The sequence below is a fragment of the Olivibacter sp. LS-1 genome, assembly GCF_008245145.1.
Classification (GTDB): domain Bacteria; phylum Bacteroidota; class Bacteroidia; order Sphingobacteriales; family Sphingobacteriaceae; genus Olivibacter; species Olivibacter oleidegradans.
Genome location: NZ_CP041643.1, coordinates 1,912,227 through 1,932,878, shown reverse-complemented (window position 1 = coordinate 1,932,878; position 20,652 = coordinate 1,912,227). Strand labels below are relative to the sequence as shown.

The following is a 20,652-nucleotide window of genomic DNA, read 5'->3' as shown; positions in this document are numbered from 1 at the left end:
TTCCGAAAAAGAAAGGAAGCTTTTATATGGACATTTATAAACTGATTGAAAAATTTAATATATCGTCGGAGCGCGAGGAATATGGTTTAATCCATGAAACCGTAGAAAAAGGCATCTACTTCAGGGGAACGAATCTTTGGATTCTGATCTTTGCCATCGTTATCGCCTGTGTGGGACTGAATGTCAACTCAACGGCCGTAATTATCGGTGCCATGTTGATTTCTCCGCTGATGGGGCCTATTCTCGGAATGGGATACAGCTTGGCTACCTATGACTTTAAGCTATTCCGAAAAGCCCTTGCAAACTTCGGCTTCGCGGTTGGTGCCAGTCTTGCCACCTCCACCTTGTACTTTTTGCTAACCCCGCTGAGTGAAGCCCACTCTGAATTACTTGCACGTACACAACCAAATATCTATGATGTTATTATTGCTATGGTGGGTGGTTTAGCAGGTATCGTAGCCCTTTCCAGTAAACAAAAAGGCAATGTGATTCCGGGGGCAGCGATCGCTACGGCCTTGATGCCTCCACTGTGCACAGCAGGTTATGGCTTATCGACCGCCAATTGGTCATACTTTTTTGGAGCCTTTTACTTATTTACTATAAACACAGTCTTCATTGCGGCAGCAACCTTAGTAACTGTCCGCTTTCTGAAATATCCAATCTGGCATCAAACCGAGGAAGGCCTTAAGCAACGCGCGAACATGTGGGTGAGTATTATCGTCACAATAACCATGATACCGAGTATATACTTCGGCTACGTACTTGTCAAACGAGAAAGGTTTAAACAAGAAGCGACTCGTTTTATAAAAAACGAAACGTACATCGAAGGAGATTACCTCTTGAAGTCGGACATCGATCCTTTGCAGAAGATTATCCATTTAACTTATGGCGGAAAGCTCATACCCGAACCCACCAAGAAAAAGTTACAGGAAAAATTAAAGAACTATGCGTTGATGGATGCACAAATCACTATTCAACAGGGTTTTTCCTTTGCCGATGCGGATAATGATTTGCTTGAGCTAACCCAGCAACAAGCAGAAATAAACCGATTGCGCTCCGAATTGTCACTCAATCTAAAGCGCCAAGATAGCATACAGCAGCGTAGCCTTTTAGGACAGCAACTTTTAAAGGAGTTGAAGCCTTTATTTCCGGAAGTGCAGGCATGTGCTACAGCAGAGCAAGTTTTCTACAACGATTCGCTGAAAATGCAACGCTATCATTCGTTAACACTTCAAAGTAGGGATATCAAAAAAACGTTTGCAAACAAAGAACGTATTACGACATGGTTCCAACATCGCTTGCAACAAGACTCTATTCGGGTGTACATCGAAAGAGCCTTATAGCGGCTCGTAAAAATGCGGCTCATGCCAATAATTCATCAAAATGAATAGGCAGCCTATTGATGCGCTTGCCCGTGGCATGGAATATTGCGTTTGCAATCGCCGCGGGCATGGCGACTAAGCCGATCTCGCCAACTCCCTTCGTGCCTAACTCATTAATCAGCTCATCTTTTTCATCCGCAAATATAACTTCCAATTGGTGAATGTCCGCATGGGTGGGAATATGGTATTCGGCCAGATTAGGGTTAACATATTTACCGAGATTTTCGTCGATAACAGACTCTTCGTGAAGTGCTTTACTAATGCCCCATACCATCGATCCACTTATTTGGCTGCGTGCCGTTTTTGGATTGATAATTTTACCGGCCGCTACAGCGGTAACGGCACGGGTAACTACAATCGTTTTTAAGTCTTTGTCTACCTCCACTTCTACAAAGGATGCGCTATGCGTCATTTTACTATATTTTCGCAGCTTCAACAAGTGAGGCTTCCCCATTTTGGTGGTTTTGATAACCTGTCCCTTGTTAGCCGCAACAATCGCCCGGAAACTGACATGCACAGACGGATCGTTCCGCAGTGAGATACTTCCATCTTTAAAGGTTATATCTTTTTCAGCAACGCCAACCAGCGGTGACTCAGGCATCTCCTTTGCTTTTTTCAGCAGTTTTTCCTTAAGGGCCTTCGCAGCCATAACGATCGCCACACCGGTAGAACTGGTCATTGACGAACCACCTTGAAACATGGAAAAAGGCTTTTTGCTGTCTCCATACCCGAAAATCACGTCTTCAATAGGCAATCCCAATTCATCTGCGGCAATCTGGGTCATCACCGTAAACGTTCCGGTTCCAATATCGGTAACCGCATTATTTATCTTCAATTTTCCTTCTTTTGTTATCATAGCCTGCACGCGCGACGGAAACTGATAAGCGTCCCACACACCCGTTGCCATACCATAGCCAACCAGTTTATTACCACGTTTCATGCTGCCCGGCTCGGGGTTACGCTCGCTCCAGCCGAACTTGCTTGCTGCCTGTTGGTAACATTCCCTGAGCGCTTTGCTAGTGAAGGGTTTTCCGGTTGACGGATCGACCTCTGCATAATTACGCAGCCTTAATTCAAGCGGATCGATGCCTAATTTGTATGCCAACTGATCCATTGTGCATTCGATGGCATGCATAGCGGTTACACCGCCCGGTGCCCGCATATCGATAGGTGTAGATAGATCAAGGGGTACCACCTTGTATTCAAACCGTGTGTTGGGTATCGGATACAAGCGGTGGCTCCAAGATGAAATGACTTCGGTGTAATCTTCATAAGACGACGTTTCCACAAAAGCCGCGTGACGAGCAGCCGTCAACCTTCCATTTTCGTCGGTAGCGAACTGTAGTCGCTGCATATTTTGTGGCCGATGCGCCAAGGTGAACATCTGATGGCGATCCAGCACAACCCGGACATTGCGTTTAAGATAAAGAGCCGCCATTACCGATAAAAAAAGCTGATATTGAGGTCGCAGGCCCGAACCGAAGGCTCCGCCCACATAGGGTGCCAATACACGCACGTCCTTATAGCGAAGACCGAAGACATTGGCTACGAAAAACTGATTGTTGATGGTACCTTGCGTTTTATCATAAATAGTCAGTTTGCCATCGCCTTCAAACACGGTTGTGGTTGCGAAAAGCTCCATCGGGTTGTGATGTTCGATGCCGTGCTGATATTCAGCATCAACTTTAATCGGTGCTGCACTATAAACCTTTTCAAAGTCACCCGTAGGCGCCGGTGGCGGTGGTTTCAACGCCGTAGCGATTCCTTTTTTGGCCGCTCGTGCTGCACCCAAATTGGCCTCAACAGAGGTCACGAATGATTCCTCTTCATAATTCAGTTGAACGAGCGTTGCCCCATAGCGGGCCATCTCAAAATCTTCCGCCACAACCAATGCCACGGGCTGGCCGTTAAACCGTATTTTATCGTCGCATAATGGTTTGAAGACCGTACCAGGAGGCGCATCCATATCGGCATATTGCAGGTCGAACCAAGCAAGGCCTGGCCGGTTCTCGTGCGTCAATACCTCCACCACACCCGGCAACGCTTTTGCTGCGCTGGTGTCAATACGAATAATTTTGCCTTTGGTAATCGTACTACTGACTACGTATCCATACAGTAATCCTGGCACCTTGTAATCCGCTGCATATTCGGCAGCACCGGTCACTTTCTGCCTTCCTTCCAAGCGGCTAAGCGGTTGTCCTACGCTGGGTTTCATTGCCATAATCTTGCCTATTAAATCAAAGTGAAGGTTTTGCACCCGGTCGCTGTGACTCAGGTTCCGTGGCCATCATACCATTACGGATGATCGCCCGTTTGGCTAATTCTATTTTAAAGCTATTGTGTTCGTATCCTTTGGCGCCCCGTAAAATAACAGCTGCTGCTTCAGCGAAATTTTCAGGTGTCGCTGCCTTGCCTTTTAGCGACTCTTCGGCTTCGGCAACCCTCCAGGGTTTATGCGCAACACCGCCTAAAGCGATCCGCGCGTCCTTAATCACATCACCATCCAGTTCAAGCCCGGTTGCCACAGACACGAGGGCAAACGCATACGATTGCCGGTCGCGCAGTTTCAAGTAGGAATAATTTTGCTCAAATCCCTTTGGAGGTAAATCTATCGAAGTAATCAATTCGCCATGCTGCAAATTATTATCAAGGTCAGGCTGATCACCGGGTAATCGGTGAAAGTCGGCAAACGGAATACGCCTTTCGCCATTTGGGCCGGTTACGTTCACAACCGCCGCGAGAGCTGCCAAACCTACGCACATATCCGAAGGAAAAACGGCGATACAGTGCTCACTTGCTCCCAAAATGGCATGTATGCGATTATATCCGTTGATCGCAGCACAACCGGAACCCGGAACCCGCTTATTGCACGGCGCATTGGCATCGTAAAAATAATAGCAGCGTGTTCGCTGCAACAAATTACCGCCATCGGTCGCCATGTTACGTATCTGCGCAGAAGCCCCGGCAAGGATCGCTTTAGAAAGCAAAGGGTATCGCGACTCAATCAAAGGATGATAAGCCGTATCGGCATTGGTAACCAATGCCCCTAATCTTAGTCCACCATCCACCGTTTCGGTGATCGCGCTACAATCCGGCAAGTGATTAATATCGACCAACAGCTCTGGGTGCCTCAGGTTATATTTCCAAATATCAATGAGATTAGTGCCGCCGGCAATAAAAGCGGCGTGGGTATTGGCGTTAACGGCACGTACGGCATCATCCGCATTTTCAGCTCGCAAAAAAGCAAAGTTATTCATACAGGCCTCCGTCCTTTACTTCCATAATAGCATCGATGATGCCAACATTGGCGCCACAGCGACAAAGATTTCCGCTCATCAGCTCCTGCACCTCTTCCCGCGTCTTTGCCTTTCCTTCTTTCAGCAAACCAATTGCACTGCATATTTGTCCGGGGGTACAGTAGCCGCACTGAAAAGCGTCATGTTCAATAAATGCTTGCTGCATTGGATGAAGTTGCGTATCACCGGCAATGCCTTCTATTGTTAAGATCTCAGCGCCATCTTTTAACACAGCCAACGTCAGACAGCTTAGGATGCGTTTGCCATCACAAAGAACGGTGCAGGCACCACATTGCCCATGGTCGCAGCCTTTTTTTGTCCCCGTGAGGGTTAGGTGTTCGCGCAGGGCGTCCAAGAGACTTACCCAGGGCAATACCTGCAATTTATACTCTTCCCCATTGACCCTTAAGCGAACCGTTTGCAGTCCGTTGAATTGCTCTTTATTTTCCATTGGATTCGATTCTAACCAAAACCTATGCTCCCTGAAAGCACGTCATTTGCTATCCATTGAACAATTTGCCTTTGCGATAGTTTCGGATAATTTGCAGAACCGTAGAAAATCGATATGTTGGTTACTAGGTGTGCTGGCTCTGTTGCTACCCAAAATGAAACTTCCCGGACAACTACTTGCGAGAACAGGAAAATTTCTTTAAGTTTGGTTATATTTAACTTGACGAAACCAATATAGCCTACCATAAGCATTTTTTGAGGGTGTAAAAATAGCAAGTGTCATGAAAGCACGCCCTACTGATGAATTTTCTGTCGATCGCTTCCGTAAGGGGGACGAATCTGCTTTTGATTATCTGTTCAGGCAGTTATACGGTCCGCTATGTACCTTCGCCGAAGGAATCATCGGCGATGAATATATTGCCGAAGAACTCGCACAGGCTGCTTTTATCAAATTATGGAAAAAACGGAGCGGATTTGTTTCACTATTAAAAATAAAAGCCTTTCTGTATATCGTGATAAAAAATGACGCCTTCAATCACCTCAAAAGAGAAAAAAGCAGGCTCAAAATAGAACAGCAGCTTTCCCAAAAACTGCCCTTCTCGGAACAGGACATTACCGATCGCATCATTTATACGGAGATGATGCTTATCTTGGACCGCGCAATTTCCGACCTACCGGAACGATGCAAAAAGGTAATTGAATTGAGTTACCACAATGAAAAATCATCCAAAGAAATAGCCGAGGCAATGGGTGTATCTGTCAGCACCGTTGACAATCAACGGGCACGGGGCATTCAATTGCTGAAGAAATCACTTGCAAAGGTTGGCTTACTCTCTTTTCTCCCTATTTTATTAGCCTAACCAAAAATATCGTTTTGCTTTTAGAGATTTTTCCATTGGTGTTGTTTTTATATAAAAACGTTGAGCAACCCTAATGTTTCAAAATCTGAATGTGAAAAACATAGAAAAGACGATCGAAATGGCAGCTTTGCTGCACAGGTACCACCAGCAGCAGCTGAATGAGACCGAACGGCAGAAACTTACCGAATGGCTTGAAGCCAGTCCCGAAAACCGTGCCCAATTTAAAAGAGTGCTGAGGGAATTGAAAGGCGAGCACAGATTCATTGGATCGAAATACGATCTCCGTGTTGAGGTAGCACTCGATCGGGTTAAAGGGAAATTAAATAAAAGTGCCGGGCTGTCATATAAGCGTTATCTGCCTTACGCTGCTGCCATTGTGCTCATTATACTCTCGACGATCATCTATCAAACAAATTATGGCGCTGTGGAAATACTGACGGCAAAAGCAGAAACCAAGAAGCTGTATTTGGCCGATGGCACGCAGGTCGTTCTCGAACCGGACAGTAAATTGAGTTACCACAGATCATTCGGAAAGTCTGACCGAAGCGTAACGCTGGAAGGCGGCGCTTATTTTAGGGTAGCAAAAAACCAACGACATCCTTTCAGTGTGTCCGGCAAGACGGTGAAAGTGGATGTGCTGGGCACCTCCTTTCGGTTGAAAAATTATGCCGGCGATGAAGAGGCCACGGTACAGGTGACTTCCGGCAAAGTGAGAGTGGAAGCCACACAGCGACCCGCTTCGACCGCGGTGCTGGAATATGGTGAAGAGTTGGTGTACGACAAACATGAAAAGCTGAAGACGAAGAAATACGACAAAAAGGAGATAGCGAAGATTGATGCCGGCATTAGGGTGTATGAAGGTGAAAGCCTTAAAAGGCTCATCCGAGATCTTGAACGGTCTTACGGTGTGCAAATCAATTGCGCGCAGGAACTACAAGAGCGCCTCTTCTTCGGCGATCTGGATACAAGGGGGAGACTATCTTTCTTTCTGGATAAACTGGCAATGACGGTACATGCCACATGGAAAAAAACGGGCGATAATCAATATAGCATTCAACAAATTAAATAGTGTAGATATGATCTGATGAAAAGATAAAATGACAATCGCCTGCTTAGAGCAGACGATTGATCCTAGACAATAAATCAACGGGAGAAACCTTTCACCTTTTACTCCCGCGAATATGCTAAACTTAACCATAAATGTATGAATAACTATCTATACCGACAAATACAAAGATGGAGGCTGGTCGCATGGATGTTCCTGCTCATCGGTTTTCAGCCGCTGCTGTCCTTCGCTAACCGCAATGCCGATCCGCTTCTGAACAAACGAATATCCGTTAACCTGCATAATGCTTCGCTCAAGGAAGCGCTGGACTTATTAACGGAGAAGACCGGGATTGCCTTTGTGTACAGTGATCTGTTCAGCAACCGCACCGAACGTGTAAACATCAATGCGAAAAATATTTCTGTGCGGGAAGTGCTCGATAAGATGATCAATGCAAGTCTATTTTCTTACACCGTCATGGGAAAAGAAGTAGTCATCAATGCCAAAACAAAACAACAGCAGATCCGTGGCCTGGTAACTGACCAGACAAAAGCACCCCTGCCCGGGGTTTCTGTCCGGATTAAGGGAACAAATCAAGGCACCAGTACCAACGAAGATGGTCGTTACGGCCTCACCGCTCCGGCGGACGCGACATTGGTATTTTCCTTTACGGGCTATGTGAAACAGGAAATCCCCATCAGTGGAAGAAATGTGATTGATATCCAGTTGAATGAAGACAACAATGAACTGAATGAAGTGGTAGTGACCGCCCTGGGTGTTCGTAAGGAGCGAAAAGCATTGGGGTATGCGGTTACGGAGGTAAAAGGTGAAGAGATAACTACGGCAAGAGAGAATAACTTCGTGAATTCGCTGGCAGGAAAAGTAGCGGGCCTTGACATAGGCGCTACCTCGGGTGGCGTTGGTGCCGCCAGCAACGTAATTATACGGGGTGTATCCAGTATCGGCCAGGGCAATCAGCCGCTGTATGTTATCAACGGTGTACCGATGGAAAGCAAGCCCGTCGGTCGGTTCAATACGAATCCGAACGGTAATTCAGGAAGTCAGTGGGACAACGCGCCGGATATGGGTGATGCGATCTCCAATCTGAACCCCGACGATATTGAAACCATATCGGTGCTTAAGGGCGCAGCAGCTTCCGCTTTATATGGCTACCGTGCCAAAGCGGGTGTCATTATGATTACAACCAAAAGCGGCAAAGGAAACAGCATTGATTTCAGCTCCAATTATGTTGCCGAACAGGTCATGAACATGACCGATTGGCAATATGTATATGGGCAGGGTTCAAATAATGCCAAGCCGATCGATCAGGCGGGCGCAGCCCAAGTAGGAGGTTCCAGTTGGGGCGCACGTCTAGACGGAAGTCAGGTAGTGCAGTTCGATGGGGTAGAAAGGCCTTATGTGGCCCAGCGCGATAACCTCAAGAACTTTTACCGTACCGGCGGCAGCTGGACCAATACACTGGCTTTGAACAAAAGCTTTGATTTCGGGACGGTCAGACTTTCGGGAAGCAACCTGGATAACCGCTCGGTTGTGCCTAACTCGGGCATGGATCGGCAGACCTTCAACTTTAGTGGTGTATTCGATCCGATCAAAAACCTGAAAATTGATGCACGGGTCAATTATATCATGGAAGATGTGCAAAACAGGCCTTATCTATCAGACGGGGCAGGAAATGCCAATTACAATGTAACCTTCCTGCCCACCAGCGTCAATGTGACGGATCTCAAACCTTGGGTGAACGCGGATGGAACAGAACGCGCTTACAATGCAGGCAATACCTTTGCCACCAACCCGTGGTTTGCCGCCTATGAATTCCGGAACAATACCAAGCGCGAACGTACCATTGGTTCCATTACGGCCCGATATGATTTCGATAGCGGTTATTTCATTCAGGGCCGTGTGGGACGCGATAACTACTCCAATAAATACACCAATGTGGTACCGAGCGGAACTGCCTATAGGCCCTTGGGTTCAATGACCGAGCAGATCACACTTTTCTCCGATCTAAATGCAGACTTCCTGGCGGGAGGTTCCTTCTCCGTGGATGACTTTGTCATTACACCCGCCGTTGGCGCCGCCTTTCGGCGAACGAAAAGTGAACTGTCCATTCAAAACGGACAGGATTTTTCCGTTGCCGGCTTGTATAATATTCTGAATACCGTGAATAAAACCGTAGGCTTTGTGCCAAGCGATCAGGAAACGCAATCCGTTTACGGAAATGTTGAGTTTTCCTACAGGGATATGCTCTATCTTACCGGTTCCTTGCGCAGCGATTGGTTCTCTACACTGGCAACACCGGGCATTGACAACAAATTGAATACCGTTTACCCCTCGGTAAATGCATCCTTTGTATTCTCGGAGCTGTGGCAACCGAGCTTCCTTTCCTTTGGTAAAGTGCGGTTAGGCTACGCTACAGTTGGACAGGCAACGGACCCTTACAGAACCCAGCTGATGTACAATTTCCTCAGTGAAACGCTCAACGGAAAACCATTGGGCAATATTATCAACACCGCCATACCCAACTCAGGCTTAAAAGCTTCCTCCGCATCCGAATTAGAATTCGGCGCAGAACTCAGCTTATTCGATAGCCGGCTGAATGTGGACGTATCCTATTACAACAAGCAATCCAAGGACGAGATCGTCGACGTCACCACGTCAACCACCACGGGCTATCTCGGTGCCGTACTTAACGTGGGCGAGATGGAAAATAAAGGTGTTGAACTCTTGTTAACGGGACATGTATTCCGCAATCCGGATGGATTCAACTGGACCACCAGCTTTAACGGCACCTTGAACAACAACAAAATAAAATCCCTGGCCGAAGGGACTACCGTGCAGCCCGTGGCCACCTCCCGGTCAAACGTCGGTTTCCTCCAGCATCGCGAGGGCCTGCCAGCTTTTCAGATTATGGCCTTTGACTTCAGTTATGACGAAAACGGAAATATCATGTACTTACCGAACGGGGCACCCGTACGGGGTGAATTGAAGCCTTACGGCTCGGCCATGCATAAATGGATGTTGGGATGGAACAATGAGTTCCGGTACAAAAATCTAAATTTTTCCTTCCTGATTGATAGCAAGTGGGGAGGTAAGATCTTTTCGGCTACCGATTACTATGGATATATCTTCGGTCTGCATCAGGCTACGCTGGAAAACAGAGAGGGCAGCTTTGGTGAAAGCGGGGTGGAAGCATCGGAATATTACAGTCAGTATGCCAATAATGTATCGAAACAGTTCGTGCAGGATGCCAGTTTTATCAAGTTGCGCCAGATCGTTATCGGCTATACGTTTCCTTCCGCTATGTTCAACAACAAGATCAAGTCGTTGAACATCAGCGCGGTAGCGCGCAACCCGTTTATTTTGATGAGGCGAACGGATAACATCGACCCCGAAGCGAGTTACAATGCCAGTATACCGGGCTTGGAGCTGGGTGGTGTGCCGCCTATAAGAACATTCGGACTTAACTTAAGTGCTAGATTCTAAATCACGATGATATGAAGAAGTATATAATCCATAAATTATATGTAACGGTGTTGGCCTGTCTTTTTGCTGCGGGCTGTACCAGCGATTTTGACGAAATCAATACCGATCCCACGGCTTCGCCGGGCAGCGGATTTAATCCGAATTACCTGCTGACAACCGCGCAGCTTGCCTATACCGGCAGTAATGATTTCGCTTATGACACCTGGCGGGCTAACCTCATTTACTCGGCCACCATGATGCAGGGCATGGCAACGGTTGTTTCTTACTGGGCCGGCGATAAGTACCAGAATAATCCCGGTTATACCTCGGCCTACTGGGAGAGAGCCTACGATGAGCAGATCAAACGGATTGTGGACATTGTTGAATTCACCAGGGATAAACCCGAATACAACAATATTCATCAGGTGGGTAGAATCTGGCGAGCCATGGCCTTTCAACGGATCTCGGATCTGTATGGGGATATACCCTATACAGAAGCTGGCGGCGCCTATTATACCGGGATACTTTACCCAAAATTTGATAGTCAACAGAGCATCTATACCGATATCCTAAAAGAAGTTGACGAAGCGATCAATGCGATCAATCCATCGGGCGATGCGGTAACCGGCGATGTAGTTTTCAATGGCGATCTGGCTAAATGGAGACGCTTCGGTTATTCGCTGATGTTGCGCATGGCCATGCGCCTGACCAAGGTGGATGAAACGCTGGCTCGCAGCTATGTAGAGCGAGCAATCGGCAATACCATGGAAGGGAACGGAGACAATGCTTTTCTGTTGCATGATGAAAGTGGAGGCAGGGCTACCCAAAACCGAAACAGCCAGGTGCTGCTTGGCGATGGTGGACAGGAAAACTATTATGTAAAGTGGTCGGATACCTTTATTGATTTTCTCAGACAGCATGAAGACCCCCGTTTGGACAAAATTGCCGTAAACAACATCTATATGTCGGAGGGGTCTAAAGAACAGAACCCCGGATACATAGTGGGGGGAGCGTCCCAAAAGGGTATGCCGAACGGCAAGGACCTCAGCAATAACCCCTTGTATCGGATCAATGATGATCCCAGCTATACCGGCTTCCCCGACTATTCATCGCCGCATCCGCAAATGATTACGCGCAATGCACCTACTTTCATCTTTACTTATGCAGAATCAGAATTTTTGCTGGCTGAAGCGGCCGTTCGATGGGGCCTGGGCAATGCCGCCGAACATTACAAAAATGGTTTAAAGGCCTCGCTAACCTTTTTGTCGCAATGGGGCAATGCGTTGGCGATTTCCGATGGCGACGCGGAGATGTATGCTTCAGCGCACCCCTTGAATATGGCCAATGCCCTGAACGATATTGGCAATCAATATTGGGCCAACGCCTGTACCAGTTTTAATTTTTATGAAGCATGGTTCAATTGGCGCAGAACGGGCGTTCCTGCCCTAACACCGGTCAATTACATCAATAACGCAACCAACGCTACGATCCCAAGACGATTCCCTTACCCCATCGCAGAGGAGAATACGAATCCCGAAAACTATCGTGCCGCTTCAGGTGCCGTTATCGGAGGTGATTTATTAACCGGAAGAGTATGGTGGGATAGCGAATAAGGAGTAATTGCTATAATAAGCGCCCGGCATCTAAAATCACCGGGCGCTTCTAATGCTAAGGCTTGTCTTCCTTTGCCACTGTAGAAATGGCCGAGGCTACAATACCCGCCGTTGCCAAATAACCGGCTATGGTAACTACCGTTGCCGGTAACGTAATAGGAGCTGTTAATAAAGCCGCTCCTACTGCACCCAAGGTTAAACCGATGGTTCTTATTTTTTTAAAGAACTTTGGTGTGGGGGATTTGATTCTTTCTGTTATTTCGTTCATAAATGAAAATTAAAAAGTAAAAAGTAAAAAGCATGGCCCCTCCTCGCCATGACGCATTTCGGAATACCAGTACTACCGCAAAGCCACTCATTCAAAATTCCTGCCTACCGGCAGGCAGGCATCACTCATCACTTATAATTCATCACTAATAAATCTACTGAACGACTCAACTACTTAACTACTTAACTACTCGACAACTAAACTACTCCCCGCGGCAGCGGCCTTTGCTAATAAAGGATACACCCTTCTATAAGCATCTGCCGAATGCAGCACTCGATAGTCTCCGTCAATAAGCTGATAATAACTTCCGGTTAAGGGGCAACCACGGGTGTCGGTGTGGTAATTGCCGATATGGAAGAACACCAAACTGAAATTGGGGATACCTCTGATTTCCACCATTCCCTTATGCATGGAACTGTATCGGCTCTGATATTTCGCGTTCATACCCGCCAGCTTATTCAAACCCAATTGATACGTTCCGGCCGGGATGGCCGTTTCACCGGGGATTTTTTCATCCCGTATTTTATCTTCCAAGATATAGCACTGGAAGAGATTGTCAATGTATAACTGGCCGAGGGTCGTATTAATGCCTTCGGCGATACATCCATCCTTACCAAAGATGGAAAAAAGTTGCCCTACAATAAGCGATTGGAAAATATTATGCTAGCCCTTGACCCCAATAGCTTTTTTCGGGCAAACAAGCAATTCATTATCGCCAAACGGGCCATCGAAGGCATTACCATTTGGTTCGATAACAGGTTGCTGGTTTCCCTGGACACCGAAACCCCGGAAAGTCTCTACGTCAGTAAAAACCGTGCTTCTGAGTTCCGGCAATGGGTTGCAAGTTGACATATTTGCCTTGATTTACTAACGCCTTGTCATGAGCAATTAGTTGGAGAGGCTATCGAACCTATCCGTAAAGACATAATCATTTGCACAAAATTCGGCTTTGAGGAGGAAAAACCGGAAATCTGTCTTGATAGTAGTCCGAAACGGATTAGACAGGTTGTTGAAAATTCGCTTAAAAGTCTAAGGACAGACTACATAGACCTATTATATCGACCCGAACGTACCAATGGAAGTTGTAGCGGGAACAGTAAAAGACCTTATTGCTGAGGGAAAGGTAAACGTATAGCCCGTTAAGTCGTGGTTTTATTTCGGAATATATCAATGAGCGGACAAAATACAATCCAACTAATGATAACAGGATTTCATTACCTCGGTATGAGCCCGAAAACATCGTTGCTAATTGGGGCATAATAGATGTTTTTAAAGAATTTGGCCACCACAAAAGTTAACCGTAGCACAGGTTGGTATAGCTAGGTTATTGGTTTAGAAACCATTTGTTGTTCCAGTGGCAGGTACAACCAAATTGGCACACTTACAGGAAAATATGTGGTCGGCAGATTATGAATTTACCACAGAGGAGTTAGCAAAACTCACTGGAAATTTATCCTAGAATATCCAACTGACGTTTCGCGTGGTGTTTTAGAGATTAATTTTATATTTTTAGCGGTATCATCTATAAAACAAACCGCCATGGAGAGCGAAATTTTAAAGTTAGAAGCACAACTTATTACAGCCATCTTAAACAGCAATGTAGAGGTACTGGATCAGTTGCTTCACGATGAGTTGCTATTTGTTAATCACCTGGGAATGGTGCTTTCCAAAAAGGATGATATGGCCTCTCATATCAGCGGGGATTTAAAGATTACCGAACTGGCTGCCTCAGACCGGCAGTTGCACCTATTCGGAGATATCTGCACAGTGGTGGTCACTAAGGAGATTAGGGGCGTTTACCTGAACCAGCCATTTGAAAGCCGTGTTAAGTTTACCAGAGTCTGGAAGTTATTTAACGGGGACCGGAAGGTGATTACTGCAAGCAGCGTGCTTTGCTAAGCACATAAACGACTTTACGTCGGGTTATATACTTGCCGGAAAATGATGCAATCAGTCGTAGGATAGCTCTAATAAAATGTGCTTTACAGAACCTTCTGCAGCAGAAAATCTAACCGATTCACTTTGCTTTCAAGCGGATCCATACAGGTGCATGGTCACTGCTCTTTTCCCAGCCACGAACATGCCGGTCGATACCACCCTCGATCAATCGGGGCGCAATCTTGGGGCTCAATAAAATGTGATCCAATCGGAGACCGGCATTTCGGCCGTAGGCGTTCCACAGGTAATCCCAAAAGGTATAGACGGCCTGATCGGGAAATAGCCTACGGACGGAATCCGTCCATCCCTGTTTGAGCAGGGATTTAAATTCCTTTCTTGCCTCCATGCGGTACAGGGCGTTGTTTTCCCATTTTTGGGGTTTATATACGTCCAGCTCTGTAGGGATAATGTTAAAATCACCGATCAGAATGGTGGGAATATCCATTTTTATCAGCTGGGCAGCTCGCTTTTTAAAGCGTTTGATCCAGGCCATCTTATAGTCAAACTTAGGCCCGGGATAGGGATTGCCGTTGGGCAGGTACAAACAGCAGATAAGCGTGTCATCAATGATCGCCTCGAGGTACCGGCTATGGTTATCTTCCACGTTACCGGGAAGCACGCGGGTCACCTCTGTGATCTCTTTCGATTTCGATAAAATTGCCACCCCGGTCCAGCTTTTGTGCCCATGCCAGGTAGCTTGGTAACCGGCCTCTTGGTTCGGACATACCTGAACATGTAAAGTCTCACTAAGAACAATCGTGAACAGCTCCATGCTAATCGGCAATAAGATATTTAAACAATATTCGGAACGAAAATGAGCAGCTCCTTTTCCCTGTTGATGTCTTTAGCGGTTTTCAGTATGATCAACACGAGGGTAATAAGGAATATTAGGTAGCACCAAATGAAAAGTGGGATTTCCAATACTTCACCAATTTTAAATGTATAAAGATCTGCTACTGGAGTGGCAATTAGCGCCATCATTTTCCTCATTCATATAAGCACATTGCTATTGTCCTCAATGCAACGATTCGATAAAATTAAATGAAATGATATATAAGCGATCGTCCGGTCAGTCCCGCTTATTAGTGTTAAAAATTCCTGCGGGGATATTCTTACCAGCTGAAACAGCGGATGGCTGGAGATAATTTGCGGGAATAGTATCCGAACTCGCTACATTTAATACAACCTTTCCAGACCGTTGGACATTTTTTGTTCCGGGCTTGCTCCTACTGTCCAGCTCGATAGAGCCATTATTATTCAAACCCATAAAAATCTCATTATCGGTAATAAGAGAGTTGGCGAAGGTATAATGCGGTGTGTAATCTTTCATACCTATCCAAAAAGCTTTGTTGTTTGCTATAATGTTGTTGCGAAAATCAAAATCAGAATACTTACCGAACCATATAGCACCTTCATAAGAACCGTAGATGATGGAATTGGTTAGGGAAAAACCATTTACTGAAAGGAATAGTAAAAGGGCATTCTTACACTCGTAAAATATGCAGTGATCAACCTTAATGTCATTTCCCTGTGCAAATACGGCGCCTTGGATCGGTGCTGTATTTCTACTCCCTGCAAAAATGCATTGGGAGATCTCCATTCCTTTCAATTCCGGGAAGTGGCGCTCAATGGCGTAATAGTAAACCACGGCAGGATTGGTATTGCCTACAAACTTAAGTCCCCTGAAATGGGTATTGTTTCGTTCCACCTGCAGGCCGGTACAATGGTCAAAATTTGCCCAGTTCTTATTATTCGGAGAAATAGATTGAATAACCGGCATGGCCGAAGGCATCCAACCCTTATCATCTGGCAGAATTACGGCCTCAATGGTATAATCTGTAGCATATCCGTTTCCTGCAGGTGGTTTCAGCTCCAGCTGATCGGTGAGCATATAGAGCCCCGGGTACAGTTTAATTTTTATGGGATTTTTACCTGTAAAAGTATTAGCCACGGTAACCGCTCTGCCAAGACTTAATAACGGATCATGCTCGGTCCCCGTACCGGTATCCTTTCCCTTTACAGGATCAACAAATAAGGTTTGGGCCTGCATATTCATTAAAGGAAACAGGGAGACGAAAAATAGGCCGATAAATAATTTACTCATAAAATGATTATTGAGAAACACTGGCACAAACATGGGTAGATTTAGTGGATTTTAAAGGTTCAAAGCTGTTCAATCTCATGCAAATCCGCTCAACTTTATTATGGCTATAGATAGCTGAACGACCTGATACCAAAATAAGATTCATGCATTGGATGTATCTATTTGTCTAATAGAATCATCATCTTTATCAACAGATACGGAACTGCACCTTGCTAATGGCGACATCGAACTACATGATAAGTCGGGCGGCCATCAGTAAAGCCCATCAAATGCTCTTGGAAACATTCAATTTCAATACTGTATTCTTGCCGTCCGCATATGCGGTATTAAACCCCAGTTTATGAGCCATTCGTTGTGCATTTACATTGTTGGTCTGAGTGGATCCAACAATGGTTTTTATTTCAAGGGTCATCGCTGCAAATTTCATTACCAGTTGAAAAGCATGCGACATGATCCCTCGCCCCCAGTAGGCTGGAAATAAAGCACCTCCGATTTCTATTTCATGCTTCGTTTTATTCCAATGGTGCAATGCACAGTCACCAATTATGCGGTCTGGGTCGTCGGCTAATCGAATCGTCCAGATGTAGGTGCAAAGGGAGGCGATTCTGCCGGTAAAATCACATTTCGTTTCCTTTGGAAGGATAGCAGCTTCTTCATATATATCAAGAGCGTCCAACGCTAAATACAGGCTGAAATAGCTGTCTGCGTCGGCCAGCTGCAGAGGCACTAACAGTACATGCTCATCTTGGAGTTTCGGATGTTCCTCTTGTTTAGTTATTTTCATAGTCCCCGATGTAAAGGTACTACAAGTTTTGACTTCTTGTAATCCCGAATAACGACAAATATGAATTGATAACAAACTTATTCACGATAAAAATGGTTAACAAACATTATGTTGCGATCACCGATTATTAAGGCAGCTATAAACGGCTCTAGAACTAAGTTGGATAGTCCAAATATACCAACGAGCAAGGAGGAAATTCTAGAGGAGGCTAAGCGTTCGGTAATTGCCGGTGCCAAACAAATTCATTTTCATGTTAGGGACGACAATGGTAGAGAAACATTGGATGGAAAATTTGTGGCCGAACAAATATCGTTAGTGAGGCAGCATTTATTAAATATTCCGGTAGGTATCAGTACCGGTAGCTGGATAGAACCAGATTTCGAATTGAGAAAGAATTTAATAAACGGATGGACGATTTTTCCAGATTTTGTTTCTGTTAATTTTAGCGAAGATAACTGTGAGCAAGTCGTAAAAATGCTTTTAGATAAAGGTGTTTCTATTGAAGCAGGAATTTCGAATGTAACCGACGCAAAGAAATTGATAAACTCGGGTCTCCATAAATATTGTTTCCGAATTTTGATCGAACCGCAGGAGCATGCACTTTCAGGAGCGCTGGAAAACCTTTATGCAATTGAAAAAGCTATATTGCCGGTCGTATTCGAACAGGAGATTCTTCTACACGGTTTAAATGAGACTTGCTGGCCTTTGATTGAAAAAGCATTCGAGCGAAATTATAGTACGAGGGTTGGATTTGAGGATACCCTGTACATAGACGAAACTACCAAAGCAGAAACCAATGCGGAACTTATTAAGAAAGCGCTATTCCTGCATCAAATTAAGTCGCCCCCCTAATCACTCTCAGCAATATCGCAATGATGGCAATAACCAACAACGCGTGAATAATTCCACCATCTGCATAACCGCCAAAAAACTAATTGCCCAACTGATTACCAGTATCACGGTAATGATATAAGTAAATTCCCCATAGTGTTTTCGTTTTGTGTTAACTAGTAATAATCTTTAAGGCTATTTTGTTTCGGAAATTTTATCAAAGGATGAATCCGCATATTCTACGTGCTAACCGGAATCATCGCAAATCAATAAAACATTTTATTGGGCCTGTAAGTTATTATCCTAAATAAATTAACGAAGCAGGATTTGTCAGTCTTGATAAATCAGAACGATAAATACATAGACGGCAGTGAATACCAAAATTTAAACAATATGAGCACTGAAAATTTGCACGGAGAAAACGCTGTTCAAAAATTACGCAAGATGGTGGATAAAATTGATATTGGTATGTTATGTTCTAATGCAGCAGAGGAAGCATTGCATGCTATCCCTATGAGCCGACAAGAAGTAGATGAAAACGGTGCCATCTATTTTCTCTTTTCGTCAGAAAGCGATACGTATCAAAACGTCCAAAAAAATAAAAATGTAAGCCTTTTATATTCAGACACTAAAAATTATAATTTCCTTAGTATTAACGGTACAGCTGAAATTTCCAGCGATAGGGCTCGGATTGATAGGTATTGGAATAAAATGATGGAGGCCTGGTTTGAAAAGGGAAAAGATGATCCGACCATCCGAATTTTAAAAGTTACACCCTTAGCAGCCCATTATTGGGATAATAAAACCAATAAATTGGTAACTTTCTTTAAAGTCGCGGCAAATGCCCTAACAGACAGTCAATCGGATATTGGAAGACATGGCAATTTGGACCTTTAATCCAATGTATAGTAAAAGTGAAGCACATCTTCTTCTTCCGTAGGTTTTGTTTTCCTATAAAAATCGACAGCATAATCGTCTATTTTGTCGGCCTGTACAAAGACCTCCGAGTAACCATTCTGCTGGAAGTAAGATCTTGTATGCATAATCAGGGCATTTCCTATGCCTTGCCGTTGCCATAGGCTGGCGACTGCTAAATCAAAAATGTAGGCCAACGGTTTCTGGGAATAGTATTGATTCAACGTGTAAGCGGTTAAACCTCCTATTACGGAATCCTCTTTCAGAGCTACAAATACATGGAAGTTTTCCTTCCCCAGCAACTCACCGAGGTATTCACTTGTTGGCATAGAAAATTTTTTCATTTCGAAAACTTCTTCAAACATGATAATAAGATTTTCGAAACAGGATAGGTCGTTGACTGACAACTTCTTGATATGCAAATCATTCATCATATTCTTTTATTTTTAGTAACTTAAATATCGAATTAATGCAGCAACACCGGTTGTACAGTGCCCTTCAAAATCTACATAACTGATATAATGCCGACTACTGATTATTTATCTTCTTTGGACGTGCTGCCGTCCGGATTCAATATTACTGTCTGTTTTTTTGATCCATTAATCACATTGAAGTGATAGTCATTCACATTATTTCGTTCACCAACAATTTTTTGAAGGTTCACAGATACGGATATTTCCTTATTTCGGTCGAAATCTTTATTCGTATTATCGTATAGCATTATCAACCGCACTCCCATTGGATATGACTCTTGTACGAGACCATCCCAAATGAACTGAAATGACGCTGCGGCACCCCCGCCTTTTACTGTGACATCCAACATATCATTCTTCCGGACTACCTGCAAAATTTCGAAAACGTTTTCCGAATTTCGAGCCTTCATCGTGTTGATGAACAGCTGGTTCCCTACGAAGAGGTTGGTTTCCAATTTATATGGCTCTTCAATATGCGTTTCGTTGTTCGCCTTTCCGCAACTGAAAAAAAATACTGAAAACAAAGCGAGCATAAACACTGATGGCCTAAGTAGCGGTTGATTTTTCATATTTATGGTCTTAATCGTTAGCAATTTCTTAGAATCAAACACTTTTTATAGTTGATTCGCTACATGAACGTAAAAATAAAACCGTTAGAATAATCCCTTGAATGATACGCAAATACCATTTATTCCCCCTATAGACATAATAGCTATCATTTGCAGTGGCGCAGAAGACTCGTTAAGTTATTGGTGATCTGTTCGATCGTTAGCTTTTCTGTGTCGTACTCAATGTCCGCTGTCTCTTTCAATAGTGGTTGAATATTTTTAAAGTTCCGGATAATCTCGTTCCGTTCTGCTACGGTCCGCCCGTAAGCATTCGATTGCCGCTCGGAAACTCTTTTAAGTATAGTTTCAATTGAAGCAGATAGTAAAATAATGTAATCGAAAAATTTATAGAATTTGGATTGATTGCTACAGCATCCGGAAATGAAAAGAGCGTCCTCTTTTGTTGACTCCAAAAAATCATACATCTTTTCTTCGTTTAATATCCACTCTCTATCGGATTCAGAAAATACTTTCCAATTATTGTAATCGGTGTCAACTGCGCGGTAACCGCGATTTCGTAAATTGGTTATTATCGAAGATTTACCGGTTCCGGACATTCCCGTTAAATAAATACGCTTTGCCGATGAGGTAATTGATAGCAT

General features: G+C 44.7%; 23 protein-coding genes. 10 read left to right on the top strand and 13 right to left on the bottom strand.

Annotated features, from left to right (window positions below; genetic code table 11):
• Positions 1-26: 26 nt before the first annotated feature.
• The gene (locus FKG96_RS07715) at positions 27-1,343 is read left to right on the top strand and encodes a DUF389 domain-containing protein (RefSeq protein ID WP_130856314.1); all 1,317 of its coding nucleotides are present in this window, start codon (positions 27-29) and stop codon (positions 1,341-1,343) included.
• Between the two features lie 19 nt (positions 1,344-1,362).
• Here FKG96_RS07715 and FKG96_RS07710 read toward each other — a convergent pair whose 3' ends face one another.
• The 3 genes from FKG96_RS07710 to FKG96_RS07700 are packed head-to-tail and all read right to left on the bottom strand — an operon-like array spanning position 1,363 to position 5,129.
• Positions 1,363-3,603 (bottom strand): xanthine dehydrogenase family protein molybdopterin-binding subunit, encoded by a 2,241-nt coding sequence (locus FKG96_RS07710; protein WP_130856313.1) that lies wholly within the window; start codon positions 3,601-3,603, stop codon positions 1,363-1,365.
• Positions 3,604-3,619: 16 nt separating this feature from the next.
• The gene (locus FKG96_RS07705) at positions 3,620-4,639 is read right to left on the bottom strand and encodes a xanthine dehydrogenase family protein subunit M (protein WP_130856312.1); all 1,020 of its coding nucleotides are present in this window, start codon (positions 4,637-4,639) and stop codon (positions 3,620-3,622) included.
• Complete coding sequence (locus FKG96_RS07700) at positions 4,632-5,129, bottom strand: (2Fe-2S)-binding protein (protein WP_130856311.1); 498 nt, start codon at positions 5,127-5,129, stop codon at positions 4,632-4,634. The genes FKG96_RS07705 and FKG96_RS07700 overlap by 8 nt, the downstream gene beginning before the upstream one ends.
• 280 nt (positions 5,130-5,409) lie before the next feature.
• Here FKG96_RS07700 and FKG96_RS07695 point away from each other — a divergent pair, with 280 nt between their 5' ends.
• The 4 genes from FKG96_RS07695 to FKG96_RS07680 all read left to right on the top strand — a co-directional run bounded on the left by FKG96_RS07695 (position 5,410) and on the right by FKG96_RS07680 (position 12,129).
• Positions 5,410-5,988: an RNA polymerase sigma-70 factor gene (locus FKG96_RS07695; protein ID WP_130856310.1), complete on the top strand. Its 579-nt coding sequence runs from the start codon at positions 5,410-5,412 to the stop codon at positions 5,986-5,988.
• 73 nt (positions 5,989-6,061) lie between these two features.
• On the top strand, positions 6,062-7,057 hold the full coding sequence (locus FKG96_RS07690) for a FecR family protein (protein ID WP_130856309.1): 996 nt from the start codon (positions 6,062-6,064) through the stop codon (positions 7,055-7,057).
• Between the two features lie 135 nt (positions 7,058-7,192).
• On the top strand, positions 7,193-10,537 hold the full coding sequence (locus FKG96_RS07685; protein WP_149105291.1) for a SusC/RagA family TonB-linked outer membrane protein: 3,345 nt from the start codon (positions 7,193-7,195) through the stop codon (positions 10,535-10,537).
• 11 nt (positions 10,538-10,548) lie between these two features.
• Complete coding sequence (locus FKG96_RS07680) at positions 10,549-12,129, top strand: SusD/RagB family nutrient-binding outer membrane lipoprotein (protein ID WP_130856307.1); 1,581 nt, start codon at positions 10,549-10,551, stop codon at positions 12,127-12,129.
• Positions 12,130-12,184: 55 nt separating this feature from the next.
• On the opposite strand, the gene FKG96_RS07675 is transcribed toward FKG96_RS07680, so the two are convergent.
• The gene (locus FKG96_RS07675) at positions 12,185-12,397 is read right to left on the bottom strand and encodes a hypothetical protein (RefSeq protein WP_130856306.1); all 213 of its coding nucleotides are present in this window, start codon (positions 12,395-12,397) and stop codon (positions 12,185-12,187) included.
• 186 nt (positions 12,398-12,583) lie between these two features.
• Positions 12,584-12,985: a DUF5675 family protein gene (locus FKG96_RS07670; RefSeq protein ID WP_256377672.1), complete on the bottom strand. Its 402-nt coding sequence runs from the start codon at positions 12,983-12,985 to the stop codon at positions 12,584-12,586.
• Positions 12,986-13,057: 72 nt separating this feature from the next.
• Here FKG96_RS07670 and FKG96_RS27200 point away from each other — a divergent pair, with 72 nt between their 5' ends.
• The 3 genes from FKG96_RS27200 to FKG96_RS07655 all read left to right on the top strand — a co-directional run bounded on the left by FKG96_RS27200 (position 13,058) and on the right by FKG96_RS07655 (position 14,296).
• On the top strand, positions 13,058-13,246 hold the full coding sequence (locus FKG96_RS27200) for a LytTR family DNA-binding domain-containing protein (protein ID WP_371719646.1): 189 nt from the start codon (positions 13,058-13,060) through the stop codon (positions 13,244-13,246).
• 3 nt (positions 13,247-13,249) lie between these two features.
• Positions 13,250-13,513 (top strand): aldo/keto reductase, encoded by a 264-nt coding sequence (locus FKG96_RS27195; RefSeq protein ID WP_207303762.1) that lies wholly within the window; start codon positions 13,250-13,252, stop codon positions 13,511-13,513.
• A 423-nt stretch (positions 13,514-13,936) separates the two neighbouring features.
• Entirely contained in the window at positions 13,937-14,296 is a 360-nt protein-coding gene (locus FKG96_RS07655; protein WP_130856304.1) for a nuclear transport factor 2 family protein, read from the top strand.
• Between the two features lie 118 nt (positions 14,297-14,414).
• Here FKG96_RS07655 and xth read toward each other — a convergent pair whose 3' ends face one another.
• The 4 genes from xth to FKG96_RS07635 form a co-directional block, all read right to left on the bottom strand.
• Positions 14,415-15,107: an exodeoxyribonuclease III gene (gene xth, locus FKG96_RS07650; protein WP_130856303.1), complete on the bottom strand. Its 693-nt coding sequence runs from the start codon at positions 15,105-15,107 to the stop codon at positions 14,415-14,417.
• Positions 15,108-15,127: 20 nt separating this feature from the next.
• Positions 15,128-15,316, bottom strand: a complete 189-nt coding sequence (locus FKG96_RS07645; protein WP_130856302.1) for a hypothetical protein — start codon at positions 15,314-15,316, stop codon at positions 15,128-15,130.
• 88 nt (positions 15,317-15,404) lie between these two features.
• Positions 15,405-16,439 carry a right-handed parallel beta-helix repeat-containing protein gene (locus FKG96_RS07640; RefSeq protein WP_165446980.1) on the bottom strand — a complete coding sequence of 345 codons (1,035 nt, stop codon included), beginning with the start codon at positions 16,437-16,439 and terminating at the stop codon, positions 15,405-15,407.
• Positions 16,440-16,704: 265 nt separating this feature from the next.
• Positions 16,705-17,223: a GNAT family N-acetyltransferase gene (locus FKG96_RS07635; protein WP_130856300.1), complete on the bottom strand. Its 519-nt coding sequence runs from the start codon at positions 17,221-17,223 to the stop codon at positions 16,705-16,707.
• A 108-nt stretch (positions 17,224-17,331) separates the two neighbouring features.
• Between FKG96_RS07635 and FKG96_RS07630 the strand changes: the two genes are divergently transcribed.
• Positions 17,332-18,075, top strand: coding sequence for a 3-keto-5-aminohexanoate cleavage protein (locus FKG96_RS07630; protein ID WP_130856299.1), 744 nt, complete (start codon positions 17,332-17,334; stop codon positions 18,073-18,075).
• Here FKG96_RS07630 and FKG96_RS27190 read toward each other — a convergent pair.
• Positions 18,059-18,115 (bottom strand): hypothetical protein, encoded by a 57-nt coding sequence (locus FKG96_RS27190; protein ID WP_371719644.1) that lies wholly within the window; start codon positions 18,113-18,115, stop codon positions 18,059-18,061. The two genes, FKG96_RS07630 and FKG96_RS27190, sit on opposite strands and share 17 nt — an antisense overlap.
• A gap of 332 nt (positions 18,116-18,447) precedes the next feature.
• On the opposite strand from FKG96_RS27190, the gene FKG96_RS07620 reads away from it, so the two are divergent.
• Positions 18,448-18,951, top strand: coding sequence for a pyridoxamine 5'-phosphate oxidase family protein (locus FKG96_RS07620; RefSeq protein ID WP_130856298.1), 504 nt, complete (start codon positions 18,448-18,450; stop codon positions 18,949-18,951).
• On the opposite strand, the gene FKG96_RS07615 is transcribed toward FKG96_RS07620, so the two are convergent.
• The 3 genes from FKG96_RS07615 to FKG96_RS07605 all read right to left on the bottom strand — a co-directional run bounded on the left by FKG96_RS07615 (position 18,948) and on the right by FKG96_RS07605 (position 20,652).
• Complete coding sequence (locus FKG96_RS07615) at positions 18,948-19,403, bottom strand: GNAT family N-acetyltransferase (RefSeq protein WP_207303756.1); 456 nt, start codon at positions 19,401-19,403, stop codon at positions 18,948-18,950. The two genes, FKG96_RS07620 and FKG96_RS07615, sit on opposite strands and share 4 nt — an antisense overlap.
• Before the next feature lie 101 nt (positions 19,404-19,504).
• Positions 19,505-20,011 carry a hypothetical protein gene (locus FKG96_RS07610; protein ID WP_130856297.1) on the bottom strand — a complete coding sequence of 169 codons (507 nt, stop codon included), beginning with the start codon at positions 20,009-20,011 and terminating at the stop codon, positions 19,505-19,507.
• A 146-nt stretch (positions 20,012-20,157) separates the two neighbouring features.
• On the bottom strand, positions 20,158-20,652 hold the full coding sequence (locus FKG96_RS07605) for an AAA family ATPase (RefSeq protein ID WP_130856296.1): 495 nt from the start codon (positions 20,650-20,652) through the stop codon (positions 20,158-20,160).

Excerpts from the sequence above, each read along its gene's own strand:
- FKG96_RS07620 (WP_130856298.1), top strand. The coding sequence starts at position 18,448 with ATGAGCACTGAAAATTTGCACGGAGAAAACGCTGTTCAAAAATTACGC.
- FKG96_RS07615 (WP_207303756.1), bottom strand. The coding sequence starts at position 19,403 with ATGATGAATGATTTGCATATCAAGAAGTTGTCAGTCAACGACCTATCC.
- FKG96_RS27200 (WP_371719646.1), top strand. The coding sequence starts at position 13,058 with ATGCTAGCCCTTGACCCCAATAGCTTTTTTCGGGCAAACAAGCAATTC.
- FKG96_RS07705 (WP_130856312.1), bottom strand. The coding sequence starts at position 4,639 with ATGAATAACTTTGCTTTTTTGCGAGCTGAAAATGCGGATGATGCCGTA.
- FKG96_RS07640 (WP_165446980.1), bottom strand. The coding sequence starts at position 16,439 with ATGAGTAAATTATTTATCGGCCTATTTTTCGTCTCCCTGTTTCCTTTA.
- FKG96_RS07680 (WP_130856307.1), top strand. The coding sequence starts at position 10,549 with ATGAAGAAGTATATAATCCATAAATTATATGTAACGGTGTTGGCCTGT.
- FKG96_RS07685 (WP_149105291.1), top strand. The coding sequence starts at position 7,193 with ATGAATAACTATCTATACCGACAAATACAAAGATGGAGGCTGGTCGCA.
- FKG96_RS07655 (WP_130856304.1), top strand. The coding sequence starts at position 13,937 with ATGGAGAGCGAAATTTTAAAGTTAGAAGCACAACTTATTACAGCCATC.
- FKG96_RS07630 (WP_130856299.1), top strand. The coding sequence starts at position 17,332 with ATGTTGCGATCACCGATTATTAAGGCAGCTATAAACGGCTCTAGAACT.
- FKG96_RS07695 (WP_130856310.1), top strand. The coding sequence starts at position 5,410 with ATGAAAGCACGCCCTACTGATGAATTTTCTGTCGATCGCTTCCGTAAG.
- xth (WP_130856303.1), bottom strand. The coding sequence starts at position 15,107 with ATGGAGCTGTTCACGATTGTTCTTAGTGAGACTTTACATGTTCAGGTA.
- FKG96_RS07690 (WP_130856309.1), top strand. The coding sequence starts at position 6,062 with ATGTTTCAAAATCTGAATGTGAAAAACATAGAAAAGACGATCGAAATG.
- FKG96_RS07610 (WP_130856297.1), bottom strand. The coding sequence starts at position 20,011 with ATGAAAAATCAACCGCTACTTAGGCCATCAGTGTTTATGCTCGCTTTG.
- FKG96_RS07710 (WP_130856313.1), bottom strand. The coding sequence starts at position 3,603 with ATGGCAATGAAACCCAGCGTAGGACAACCGCTTAGCCGCTTGGAAGGA.
- FKG96_RS07715 (WP_130856314.1), top strand. The coding sequence starts at position 27 with ATGGACATTTATAAACTGATTGAAAAATTTAATATATCGTCGGAGCGC.
- FKG96_RS07700 (WP_130856311.1), bottom strand. The coding sequence starts at position 5,129 with ATGGAAAATAAAGAGCAATTCAACGGACTGCAAACGGTTCGCTTAAGG.
- FKG96_RS07645 (WP_130856302.1), bottom strand. The coding sequence starts at position 15,316 with ATGATGGCGCTAATTGCCACTCCAGTAGCAGATCTTTATACATTTAAA.
- FKG96_RS07675 (WP_130856306.1), bottom strand. The coding sequence starts at position 12,397 with ATGAACGAAATAACAGAAAGAATCAAATCCCCCACACCAAAGTTCTTT.
- FKG96_RS07605 (WP_130856296.1), bottom strand. The coding sequence starts at position 20,652 with ATGCTATCAATTACCTCATCGGCAAAGCGTATTTATTTAACGGGAATG.
- FKG96_RS07635 (WP_130856300.1), bottom strand. The coding sequence starts at position 17,223 with ATGAAAATAACTAAACAAGAGGAACATCCGAAACTCCAAGATGAGCAT.